The sequence below is a fragment of the Lactonifactor longoviformis genome, assembly GCF_042848515.1.
Taxonomy (GTDB): Bacteria; Bacillota; Clostridia; order Lachnospirales; family Lachnospiraceae; genus Lactonifactor; species Lactonifactor longoviformis.
In genome coordinates this window covers 3,492,795-3,504,484 of record NZ_AP031453.1, presented here as the reverse complement: position 1 = coordinate 3,504,484, position 11,690 = coordinate 3,492,795, and the positions used below count along the sequence as shown (strand labels likewise).

The window sequence follows — 11,690 nt, the reverse complement described above, 5'->3', positions numbered from 1 at the left end:
TGAACAGTTTTCGCATAGCGGAAAATGGGAAAACGCATAACGGTGTGTACCGTTGTGCCCTGCTTGCCACTATTGAAAACGTCAAAAGAGGAAGTGCGTTTTATACCAATAAGGCGTACTTTACCAATAGGACGCACTTAAATCAGCCCTACAAACCTTAATGAATTGTTTTGCTATACAACAAGCATTGTAGCGGTACTTTTTTATCTTTCAAGTCAATTACTATATCTTTTGCTTCTGATTTCGTAAATCCTCGGTGTTCATAAAACTGATAGGTGCAGGCATTGTCGGTGTAGAGATAAACCAGTTTCCCCGGTTCTTCCGCTTCAAATGCGGAAAGCAGGGCTGTGCCAACCCCCTTGACTTTACATTCCGGGTCGGCAGCAAGGAAAACTATTTCCCCATCAGGTTCCTGCTTTTTGCGGAAGGACGCAAACATCTCTTTATTCGCTGTGTCATATGCGCCAACACCTTCCCCTGCAACGATGTTTTGCATAATATCAAATGCTTTCACAAAGATTGTTCGCCAAAAGCTATGGTGTCGTTTTTTCTCCCCCTTCATATCAGCAAGCAACACGCCAACAAAACAATCGTTCACATACGCACCGTAGGCTTTCGTTGCCCGATTCAACTCCATGTGCCAGAAATATTTGCTATACAGAGAAAGAATGGTTTCGTTGTCCATATACCAATCCAAGTGCATTCCTTGAATTGCAAATTTCTGCGCCTTTTTATAATCCTTCTTTTGTATTTCTCTTATTTCAACCATATTTACCTCGCAAACTGGAATTTGTCGTGCTGCGCCTTATCCGCCTAATGCGAATATTTTTGTTTCTTCTACTCTAAATGCTAATGCCGAAACTGTCAAGTTGCTATATCTATTCTTATATTGTGCCCCAAGTCTTTATAAAATTAGGGCGGGAATCGGGCGGAATTTTGGTCAAATCATGACCTGTAAACATTTTACAGCACAAGCTGGGAAGAGCCGTTAAACGCCCTAATCATCAACCTTCCCAGAAGCCGGTCTGGGAATTTCTTATTAAAAATCCGCTTTATTTCATCCACATTCTGCTCGCAGATCATCCCATGATTCGGGTAGGACGCCGCTTTTACATACGCATGGAAAGGGATGCCTTTTGCGCTCAGGGCGGCAGAAATCAGGACGTTGGTATCGATCAAAACCCTCATGCGTTTTTGTCCTCATTTCTTAATTCGCTTACAAGCTCCATAACATTATCTTCAGAGGTTAAGTCGGTGCGCTCCGCTTCCCCTGCCATCTCCTGCTGAAGCACCTGCATGGCATAGACAGCAGAATTGACAATACGGACAGTATTTCCCTCAACGATAAACGTAATGCGGTCACCGCTTGCCACTCCGAGAACATCCCGGATATCCTTTGGGATGGTAACCTGCCCCTTTGCCATGACTTTTGCATTATCGACAAACATATTTACTGCCATGATTTTACACCACCTATCTAAAAATATGAAAAGTAGGGATTTCCCTACCTTTACTATATGCAGTGATCGCAGAAAAATCAAGGGCAAATGTTGGCATGGGATAAGACAACGAAGAGCGTTTTAATCATGGATTTACGTGCTTTTTCGGCTTTTAAGCAGGGTTTTTAATGAAAAAGTGCCTTTTTTGATGAAAAAACTATTGACATTTTGTTTCCGGAGTGGATGCGTTATATTTATTCTTTTTCTTTCTGATGACAGCATGGATATTCAGCTTTTTCATAATCCTGTGTACTCGCTTAGGGCTATAACATGTATGGTTGAAATGATTGAGCCATGATGCCATTCTGCGGTAACCTAGGATGTGACAGAACCGTTCATCATACTCTTTAATCAGCTCAGCCAGCTTTTGGTTTTCCTGCTCCTGCACAGGAATGTCCCGGTGTAGCCATTTATAGTATCCGGTTCTGGTAATTCCAAGCTGCTTACACATCCAGTTTATACTCCACTCCTTAGCTTCGTAGAAATGCTTCACTGCCAGATATTCATATGAGCCTAAACCGTCAAGATACTCTTTAGAAACCATTGCTCTGAACTCTGGAGAATGCGGTGATTTAGACATGAAAATACCTCCTAAGTAGATTTTGGTTATTTACCTTGTCTACTTAAGAGGTATCATATCAAAAGTCAAACCCGGTTTTACTTTAGCGTTCACATTTCCCAGTGGATTGCGGTATAATGAAAACTTTAATCGTATTTTACACCAATTGCCCAAGATAATATAAAGAATTATAAAGGGTTATCTGAATAATTATCCAACTAAATCCATGAAAAATGCTGTAAATATGCAGATATATGCGATTATAACGGGTATTATATTGTTAAGCAACCTTACGGTTTCGTAAGATTGCCTCAATGAAATGTAAGCCCAATCTATGGCAGAAGATCTGTAGGTTTGGTATTCTGATGTATGTAATCGCAGGGAAAACCTGCTATCATATGGATGGAGGATTAATTATGAAATTATTGGACGTAAAAAATGTAAAAAAAACATATACTACCAGATTCGGCGGCAATAAAGTGCAGGCATTGCGCAATGTATCATTTTCTGTAGAGGAAGGAGAATATGTTGCAATAATGGGTGAGTCTGGTTCCGGAAAAACCACCTTATTGAATATTCTGGCCTCCCTGGATAAACCTACAGGGGGAGATGTTATGCTGAACGGAAAAAGTATTGTGGGGATACGGGAAAAGGAAATTGCTGAATTCAGAAGAAATAATCTGGGTTTTGTGTTTCAGGATTTCAATCTTTTGGATACCTTTTCCATTCAGGATAATATTTTGCTTCCCCTTGTTCTTTCAAAGGTGCCGTATGAGGAAATGAATAAAAGACTCCTTCCCCTGGCCAAACAGCTGGGCATAGAGGCTATTTTAAAAAAATATCCCTATGAAGTATCCGGGGGACAAAAACAGCGTGCCGCCGCCGCCAGAGCATTGATTACAAACCCCAAACTGGTACTGGCGGATGAGCCTACCGGAGCTCTTGATTCTCGTTCCGCAGATCAACTGCTGGATATGTTTTCAGAGATTAACGAAGAGGGACAGACCATTTTGATGGTAACGCACAGTGCCAGGGCGGCCAGTCATGCCGGCAGAGTGCTGTTCATCAAGGATGGGGAAGTCTACAATCAGATTTATAAGGGAAATATGGACAGTGAGGAACTTATGCACCAGATTAACAATACACTGACGGTGCTGATGAGCGGAGGTGAGGAACGTGAATAAAGGCTTTTATCACAAACTTGCAGCCAATAACATCAAAAAGAATAAAAGAGTATATATCCCTTATATTCTAGCAGGGATTTTCACTACGATGATGTACTATATGCTGAATTCCATCTCCTTAAATGAGGGACTGGATCACATGAGCGGGGGCGCCAGTCTGAAGATTATACTCAATCTGGGATGTTGGGTGATCGGAATTTTCGCGGTGATTTTTCTGTTTTATACGAACCGTTTCTTAATGAAGCAGAGGCAGAAAGAGATAGGACTTCTGAATATTCTTGGAATGAATAAAGGACATATTGGTAAGATGCTGTTCTGCGAAACCCTGCAGATTGCACTGATTATTATAGTGGGAGGACTGGTGGGAGGGCTTCTGCTGAACCGTCTCATGTTCCTTCTTCTGCTAAAACTTTTAAATTTTTCAGTGACCTTGAAATCGGCAATATACGGTAAAGCCCTTTTGTCTACGATCTGCCTTTTTGCTGCGATTTTCCTGGTGATTTTGGCAAGCAATCTGCACCAGATTCACCTGACAAATCCCATAGATCTCCTTAAAGGGGGACAGAGAGGAGAGCGGGAACCTAAGACAAAATGGCTGCTGGCTCTGGTGGGAGTTATCTGCTTAGGCATTGGCTATACAATATCAATTGTCACAAAATCTCCTCTGGATGCAATGATGCTTTTCTTTGTAGCCGTCCTTCTGGTCATTATCGGCACCTATGCTTTGTTTACAGCAGGAAGTGTGGCCATATTGAAGCTTCTGCGGAAAAACCCGGGATATTATTATCAGACGAAGCACTTTATCAGCGTTTCGGGAATGATTTACAGAATGAAACAAAATGCGGTAGGTCTGGCCAATATCTGCATTCTATCAACAGCGGTGCTGGTTATGATTTCAGGCACGGTATCTCTGTATGTGGGACAGGAGGATGCTCTTAAAACCAGATACCCCAGAGAAGTGCAGGTTACAGGATATGATATCAATGAAGAAAAGAAGCAGATTGTCAATTCCATAGTGGAGGAGACCTTGAAAGACCGTCAGATGGAGGCAGTTAATCAGTTTGCTGTCAGCATGGGAAGCATGGTTGCTTATAAAGATGGCAGCGATTTTGAAATCACCGAACTGCAGGACTTTAACAGTAGCCAATTAAAAGAGATATGCCTGATTCCTCTGGAGGAGTATAACCGCCTGGAGCACAAAGAGGAAACACTGAATCCGGGCGAAATCCTCATGTACTCAAAAAACGATTCCAGTGACGCTCAGATTACTATAGAAGGCGATACCTTTCAGGTGAAAAAACATCTGGATCACTTATTTGATACAGAGAGACCGGAGGATCAAGAACTCATAGAGGTTTATTACATGATTCTCCCGGACGCAGATGCGGTGAAGAGGCAGATGCAGAAACAGGATTTTAAAGAAGCCAATCTCAACGGACTTATGTATAAGTATGGGTTTGACTTAAAGGGCGATGAGAATGAGATTCGGGACTTTGAGAGTGACCTGAAGTCACGGTTTGAGCAAAATACAGACGGGGATTTGGTCGTCTTTGTGGAAGGGAGATTATCCGGCAGAGAAGATTTTTATTCGGTATATGGAGGACTGTTCTTTATTGGTATCTTCCTGGGCCTGGTTTTCTTAATGGCAACCGTACTGATCATTTATTATAAACAGATTTCGGAGGGGTACGATGACAAAGAGAGATTTGCCATTATGCAGAAGGTGGGAATGAGCAAAAAGGAAATCCGATCATCTATCAGAAGTCAGGTACTTACCGTGTTCTTCCTGCCTTTGGTTATGGCTGTCATTCACATTGCTTTTGCCTTTCCTATAGTAACCAGATTAATGGCAATTATGAATCTGACGAATGTAGGACTGTTTGCTGCCTGTACGCTTGGCGTGATATTGGTGTTTGGGGTACTGTATGGAATTGTCTACGGAGTGACGGCTAGGACGTATTATAAAATTGTCGAGTAGGAGAGAAATAGCTTCCTAAGTTTGGATACCCCAGTGGGAACACCGTTCGTATGGGCAGAGAATGCTTTATGTGCATTCTCTGCCCATTCTTACGTGCGTCTGGCCTGTCTCTGGCCCCAAGACCTCCTCCCTTGACCGTCCGCAACACTCCGCTGGCAACTATTTTACCTCGAACTTTACATACACTCTTCCATTATCTATCCCCGGTCACCGAATGCCCAAACCTCTTTTTATAGGCCCTGGAAAATGTGGAGTAATCTTTAAACCCGCAGTCTAAGCAGGCCTGTGTTACAGGCATCCCCTTCTCTATCAATTCTTTGGCAAGAGACAGCCGTTTGTATGAAATATAATTCCCAATGGTATACCCCATCTCTTCTTTAAAAAGCCGCATCATGTGATAGCGGCTGATATAAAAGGTTTGAGCCAGGTGATCAATGGAGAGATCTTCTGCCAGATGTTCGTTAATGTAAGCCAGCAGGTCCATGATTTTGGAATTGCAGGTGCTGGTATTCAGGTATTCCAGGTCATTGCTGAGGGCGGCACGGTTCAAATGTATCATGAACTCCAGAAAAAGCAGCTGGCGGTACAAGCTGCTGGCGTAGGCGGAATCAGAGAATGATTGCTCCAGCGCCACAACGGAATCAAAAAGAGTCGTTTTGCCCAGGGTATGCATGCGCAGGACATTGGAATTCTCCGTTTGTGCCTTTTGAAAGCAGTAGCTGAGATCGTAGTCGCCGGTACGGTAATCTTTAATAAAATTAGGAGAGATATAGACGATAATCCGTTCATATGGCACTGTCACATCTATCTCCGGACGATGAATGGCATTGTGGTTGACGAATACGATATCATAGGGCTTTAGTTCATATGTTTTTCCCTCGATCATATAATTTACCTTACCACTGATAAAAAGAACTATTTTATCAAAATCATGGTAATGGAATTCAAATTCTGTCATGGGGGCATCTGTCAGGTGAAAAAGCTGAAATTCACTATTTAAATACCCACGTTTCTCGTATATACTCATAGTAGACACCTCTTTTGTATTATACAGCATAATTTGCAATATAAAAAGCACCATTTCGATTTTGTGATCAAATAATGCTTGCTATGATAGGAAAAGAGAGAATAGGGAGGTATGAATTATGGCAGTTACATTTAAAAAATATCACGGTTTGGGGAATGACTATCTGGTGTACGACTGTATTAAAAACACTTATGAGCTGACACCTAAGCGGGCCAGGATGATTTGTGACAGGCATTTTGGGGTGGGTTCTGACGGAATTTTGGTGGGGCCTTATTTTGAGGAAGACGGCATACATGTGAAAATATATAATCCGGACGGGAGCATGGCAGAGGAGAGCGGAAACGGAATCCGAATCTTTGCCCGTTATCTCAAGGATAATGACTATGTTCAGAAAAAACATTTTGTTCTCCACACAGACAGAGGGCCTGTGGAAGTGACCTATCTCAATGAGAACGGCAGCCGGCTTCGGGCATCTATGGGAAAACTCAATTTTTTCAGTGATGAGATTCCTGTCACAGGACCCAGGCGGGAAGTCATCAATGAGGAGATGGAGTTTGGAGGAAAGACCTATAAGACCACTTGTGTTTCTATAGGAATTCCCCACTGTGTCATTCCCATGGATGAAATCTCAAGGGAAAAGGTCTGTTCTATTGGAAAGTTTTCCGAGGACGCCCCCTGTTTTCCGAACAGGATGAATACGCTGATCATGAAGCCTATAGATGAATACAATATAGCCATAGAAATTCACGAGAGGGGCGCCGGTTACACACTGGCATCAGGCAGCGGCAGCTGTGCGGCGGCAGGTGTGGCATACCGCCTGGGCCTTGCCAGCAATAAGATGACCGTTCATATGCCAGGAGGAGAACTTCAGGTAGAAATCGAAGAGGATGGCGAAGTTCTTATGACCGGAGATGTGGGGTATGTGGGGACTACTACCCTGGGATATGAATTTTTGGCTAAGCTTAGAGTGCTGGAGTAAAAAGACAGTAAACCGGACCGTGTGAGCAGAGATGAGGAGACAGAATATGGATATAGAATTGAGAAAAGAGATTCTGCGGCTGTTGGAGAGGAATGCCCGTCTGAGCGCTGAGGAGATCGGCGTGATGGCAGGCAGGCCGGCAGACGAGGTACAGAAGATTATCAGAGAACTGGAGAATGAGCAGGTTATATGCGGCTACCATACGCTGATTAACTGGAACAAGGAAGAGGAGGAACTGGTAACTGCACTGGTAGAACTGAAGGTAACTCCTCAGGGGGGAGATGGCTATAATAAAATCGCGGAGCAGATTTACCAGTATCCCCAAGTGGAAACTTTATATCTTATGTCAGGGGCTTACGATTTTCTGGTAGAGCTGAAGGGGAAAACCATAAAGGAAATCTCCATGTTTGTATCAGAAAATCTTGCGTCTATGGATGAAGTGCAAAGCACGGCTACTTATTTTACGCTGACAAAATATAAGGAGCAGGGAGTTAACCTGATCAAGAAAAAACAGGACGGAAGAATGGTGATCACTCCATGAGCCGGTTTGTGACTGATAAAGTAAAACAGATGAAACCCTCAGGTATCCGAAAGTTTTTTGATTTGGTCAGCGAAATGCCGGATGCCATTTCCCTTGGGGTGGGGGAGCCTGATTTTGATACGCCCTGGCATATCCGGGAGGAGGGTATCCGTTCCCTGAAAGCCGGCAGAACCTTTTATACCTCCAACGCCGGTCTCAAGGAGCTCAGGGAAGAAATATGCAGATATATAAAGAGAAAACAGGGACTTAGCTACGATCCTTTCAGTGAGGTTTTTGTTACCGTAGGGGGGAGCGAGGCCATTGATATTGCCTTCCGTACTATACTGGAGCCAGGGGATGAGGTGATTATTCCGGAGCCGGCCTTTGTATCCTATGTACCCTGTGTACAGCTGGCCGACGGAGTGCCGGTAACGATCTCCCTGAAGGAGGAAAACCAGTTCCGTTTGAAGCCGGAAGAGCTGGAGGCGGCCATTACCCCAAAAACGAAGGCACTTCTTTTATCCTTTCCTAACAATCCTACGGGGGCGATTATGGAGAAAGAAGATCTGGAAGCACTGGTGCCGCTGATTATGAAACATGATTTGGCTGTAATATCAGATGAAATCTACAGTGAACTGACGTACAGAGATCCCCATGTGAGTATAGCAGGTCTTCCGGGAATGCGGGAGAGAACGATTCTGATCAATGGATTCTCAAAAGCCTATGCCATGACAGGATGGAGACTTGGTTATGCCCTGGCACCTGGTGAGATTATGAAGCAGATGATCAAGCTTCACCAGTTCGCCATAATGTCAGCTCCAACAAACAGCCAGTATGCAGCTGTCAGAGCACTGAGATACGGGGATGAGGATGTGCTTTTAATGCGCCAGTCTTACAATGAAAGGCGGAGATATCTGATGCACCGGTTAGCGCAGATGAATATTCCCTGCTTTGAACCGTATGGGGCATTCTATATTTTCCCCAATATATCCAGGTTCGGCATGACTTCAGAAGAATTTGCCAACCGATTGCTTTCAGAGGAAAAGGTGGCTGTAATCCCCGGGACTGCGTTCGGGGAATGCGGTGAAGGGTTTATCCGGATTTCTTATGCGTATTCTATTGAAGAATTGAAGACTGCATTTGACAAGATTGAAAGCTTTATCTCCAGGTTAGCCTGAGAATACAGGGCGGGGACATACTCTCCGTCCTTTTGCCGTAGTTACGTGTTGTTCCAGAAAAGGAGCAGATTATGCAGATTGAGAGCCTTGTGATTCGGAATTTTAAATCTATCCGTGAGATGCGAATAGAGGGAATTGAAAATGCCCTGATTCTTGTGGGGAAAAATAATACGGGAAAGACTTCTGTCCTGGATGCGATCCGTGCAGTGGGCGGAGTGTATGAGATAAAAAAAGAAGATTTTAATGAAAAGCGCCAGAATATAGAGATTCAGGTTACGTTAGGTTTTTCTCCCCAGGATTTGCGTCTTCTTCACAGCCTTGGGATGGTCAGCCAGTATAAACGCTATGAGCTGTGGGAGAAGGACTTTTGCCAGAAGCTGCCCTCCTATAAAGAGGGTAAGCTGTTCTTTGAGTTTTCAGCCAATTATGAGGGAAAAATACGGTATCACGATGGGATTAAAAAGAATAACTCCCATATTCGGGAGGTTTTTCCAAAAATATATTTTATTGACATACAGCGGGAGGTCAAAGAGATACAGGACGATCTGCTGATGTTTCAGGAAAATGAACTTCTCGGCAGAATGCGGTCCGGCAGCTGTATGTTCCACGAGGGCAAGCAGTGCCAGCACTGTTTTTCCTGCATCGGGCTGATTGAGAAGAAGACGCCCCGGGAGCTGGATGTGTTTGAGACTTCAAAGCTTCTGGAGTACAAGATGTATCATATGAACCTCAGCGATTTTTCCAGGAAGGTGAACCGGAATTTCCGCAGAAACAGTGGATCTTCCGAAGAAATCTGTTATACGATGGAATGCAGCCCGGATCATATGTTTCAGGTTACGGTAGAAACGTATCACAGCGTCAGAAACAGAAGACAGCCTATCGAGCATTTGAGCAAAGGCATGAAAAGTATCTACATGCTGTCTCTTCTGGAGGCTTACGTGGAACAGGGAAATCTAATCCCGAGTATTATCATGATAGAAGACCCTGAGATTTTTCTCCACCCCAAGCTGCAGAAGGTTTCCAGTGAGATTTTGTATCGGCTGTCAAAAAAGAATCAGGTGATTTTTTCTACCCACTCCCCGAATCTGATTTTTAATTTTAACAGCAGGCAGATTCGTCAGATTGTATTGGGGGAGGATGAATATTCTGTTGCCAGGAAAAAGACGAATATAAATGCTATTCTGGATGATCTGGGATATTCAGCCAGCGATTTAATGAATGTAAGCTTTGTATTTATAGTAGAGGGAAGACAGGATAAAACTCGTCTGCCGCTGCTTTTGGAAAAATATTATTCCGAAATTTATGACAAGAAGGGAAAGCTTTCCCGGATTGCTATCATTACGACCAATAGCTGTACAAATATCAAAACTTATGCAAATCTGAAGTATATGAATCAGATATATATGAGGGACCAGTTTCTTATGATAAGGGACGGGGACGGGAAGGATCCGGAACAGCTGGCAAAGCAGCTCTGCCGATATTACGATGAGCGCAGCCTGGAGGACATTGATAAGCTTCCCAAGGTAACCAGGAGAAATGTACTCATTTTAAAATACTATTCCTTTGAGAACTATTTCCTGAATCCGGAGATTATGGCACAGTTGGGAGTGATCGAATCCCCGGAAGAGTTTTACCGCATCCTCTTTGGAAAATGGCAGGATTACCTCTGGAGAATACGGAGCGGACAGCATCTGACAGAAGTGCTGGGGAAGAAACTGGAATCCAAGGAAGAACTGAAAAGCCATATGGAGGACGTGAAAATTTACCTGCGGGGCCACAATCTTTTTGATATTTTTTATGGCAGATATAAGGATCAGGAACGGGAGATTCTCAAAAAGTATATTGATCTTGCACCCAGGGAAGAGTTTCAGGACATTCTGGATGCGGTAGACAGGTTTGTTTATTTTGACAGCAGAAAAAAGGGAGAATGAGAAATAAATGGGAGAACCCATAACAGTATTAAATTTTGATCATGTTTATGAGGAACAGGATTTTTACCGGAAGGAGAAGTATATCTGGATCGATCTTACAGATGTATCAGGGGTAAATGGCTACTGTGACAGCCATGCCATGGCTGTGCTGAGAAAACGGCTCAGACAAAGACCCCATTCCAGAATTCATTTTATTGACTCCGGCAATTATCATTATGTGACTTATCTGCTGCTGGAATATATCAGAGAACCTTTTTCCCTGGTTCTTTTTGACCATCATACAGATATGCAGCCGCCGCTCTTTGAAGAGTTATTATCCTGCGGCTGCTGGGTCAGAAGAACGCTGGAGGAGCACAAGTATCTGCGGGAAGTGATTATGATTGGAATGGAAAAAAGGCAGCTCGAGGCCATTGATCCTGTATACCGCAAACGGATTACAGCATATAGCAGGCAGACAGTGGAGGAAAGCAGTGAATGGGAGGAATTTGCGGAGCAGCATATTCATTATCCGGTATATATTTCTATTGATAAAGACGTAATAGACACAGGGGAGGCTGCTACCAACTGGGATCAGGGCGGACTGACCTTAAAGCAGCTGAACGAGGTTTACGGAAAAATCTGCAGAAATCACAGGGTTCTGGGTATTGACGTGTGCGGAGAGAGTGCAGACTATCTGGGAATGCTGGAACGCTTCGAAGCAGATAACAGCAAGAATAACCAGGCAAACGAAAAAATCCTGGATATGATAGAGGAAAAGACATTTTCCTAGTAAAAAAGACAATTTTTTCTGGACTTTTTTAAAATTTAACGATAATATTATGTATTATGTTGTAAT

The 11,690-nt window shown here is 43.4% G+C and carries 12 protein-coding genes; 7 read left to right on the top strand and 5 right to left on the bottom strand.

Annotation, left to right across the window (positions count from 1 at the left end):
- Positions 1 to 157: 157 nt before the first annotated feature.
- The 4 genes from ACGHCT_RS15955 to ACGHCT_RS15940 all read right to left on the bottom strand — a co-directional run bounded on the left by ACGHCT_RS15955 (position 158) and on the right by ACGHCT_RS15940 (position 2,079).
- The gene (locus ACGHCT_RS15955; RefSeq protein ID WP_390436777.1) at positions 158 to 769 is read right to left on the bottom strand and encodes a GNAT family N-acetyltransferase; all 612 of its coding nucleotides are present in this window, start codon (positions 767 to 769) and stop codon (positions 158 to 160) included.
- Between the two features lie 194 nt (positions 770 to 963).
- Complete coding sequence (locus ACGHCT_RS15950) at positions 964 to 1,188, bottom strand: hypothetical protein (RefSeq protein ID WP_390436776.1); 225 nt, start codon at positions 1,186 to 1,188, stop codon at positions 964 to 966.
- The gene (locus ACGHCT_RS15945; RefSeq protein WP_390436775.1) at positions 1,185 to 1,460 is read right to left on the bottom strand and encodes an AbrB/MazE/SpoVT family DNA-binding domain-containing protein; all 276 of its coding nucleotides are present in this window, start codon (positions 1,458 to 1,460) and stop codon (positions 1,185 to 1,187) included. The genes ACGHCT_RS15950 and ACGHCT_RS15945 overlap by 4 nt, the downstream gene beginning before the upstream one ends.
- 196 nt (positions 1,461 to 1,656) lie before the next feature.
- Complete coding sequence (locus tag ACGHCT_RS15940) at positions 1,657 to 2,079, bottom strand: IS3 family transposase (RefSeq protein ID WP_256281505.1); 423 nt, start codon at positions 2,077 to 2,079, stop codon at positions 1,657 to 1,659.
- Positions 2,080 to 2,474: 395 nt separating this feature from the next.
- Between ACGHCT_RS15940 and ACGHCT_RS15935 the strand changes: the two genes are divergently transcribed.
- The gene (locus ACGHCT_RS15935) at positions 2,475 to 3,242 is read left to right on the top strand and encodes an ABC transporter ATP-binding protein (RefSeq protein WP_154259360.1); all 768 of its coding nucleotides are present in this window, start codon (positions 2,475 to 2,477) and stop codon (positions 3,240 to 3,242) included.
- Positions 3,235 to 5,220 carry an ABC transporter permease gene (locus ACGHCT_RS15930; RefSeq protein ID WP_390436774.1) on the top strand — a complete coding sequence of 662 codons (1,986 nt, stop codon included), beginning with the start codon at positions 3,235 to 3,237 and terminating at the stop codon, positions 5,218 to 5,220. The genes ACGHCT_RS15935 and ACGHCT_RS15930 overlap by 8 nt, the downstream gene beginning before the upstream one ends.
- Positions 5,221 to 5,413: 193 nt before the next feature.
- Here the strand turns inward: ACGHCT_RS15930 and ACGHCT_RS15925 are convergent, their stop codons facing one another.
- Positions 5,414 to 6,247, bottom strand: a complete 834-nt coding sequence (locus tag ACGHCT_RS15925; RefSeq protein WP_154259362.1) for an AraC family transcriptional regulator — start codon at positions 6,245 to 6,247, stop codon at positions 5,414 to 5,416.
- A 118-nt stretch (positions 6,248 to 6,365) separates the two neighbouring features.
- Between ACGHCT_RS15925 and dapF the strand changes: the two genes are divergently transcribed.
- The 5 genes from dapF (at position 6,366) to ACGHCT_RS15900 (ending at position 11,624) form a co-directional block, all read left to right on the top strand.
- On the top strand, positions 6,366 to 7,226 hold the full coding sequence (gene dapF, locus ACGHCT_RS15920; RefSeq protein ID WP_154259364.1) for a diaminopimelate epimerase: 861 nt from the start codon (positions 6,366 to 6,368) through the stop codon (positions 7,224 to 7,226).
- 46 nt (positions 7,227 to 7,272) lie between these two features.
- Positions 7,273 to 7,767 carry an Lrp/AsnC family transcriptional regulator gene (locus ACGHCT_RS15915; protein WP_154259366.1) on the top strand — a complete coding sequence of 165 codons (495 nt, stop codon included), beginning with the start codon at positions 7,273 to 7,275 and terminating at the stop codon, positions 7,765 to 7,767.
- The gene (locus ACGHCT_RS15910; RefSeq protein WP_072848389.1) at positions 7,764 to 8,924 is read left to right on the top strand and encodes an aminotransferase class I/II-fold pyridoxal phosphate-dependent enzyme; all 1,161 of its coding nucleotides are present in this window, start codon (positions 7,764 to 7,766) and stop codon (positions 8,922 to 8,924) included. Before ACGHCT_RS15915 ends, ACGHCT_RS15910 begins: the two co-directional genes overlap by 4 nt.
- Before the next feature lie 71 nt (positions 8,925 to 8,995).
- Positions 8,996 to 10,855: an ATP-dependent endonuclease gene (locus tag ACGHCT_RS15905; protein ID WP_390436771.1), complete on the top strand. Its 1,860-nt coding sequence runs from the start codon at positions 8,996 to 8,998 to the stop codon at positions 10,853 to 10,855.
- 7 nt (positions 10,856 to 10,862) lie between these two features.
- Positions 10,863 to 11,624 (top strand): arginase family protein, encoded by a 762-nt coding sequence (locus ACGHCT_RS15900; protein ID WP_072848386.1) that lies wholly within the window; start codon positions 10,863 to 10,865, stop codon positions 11,622 to 11,624.
- Positions 11,625 to 11,690: the final 66 nt, after the last annotated feature.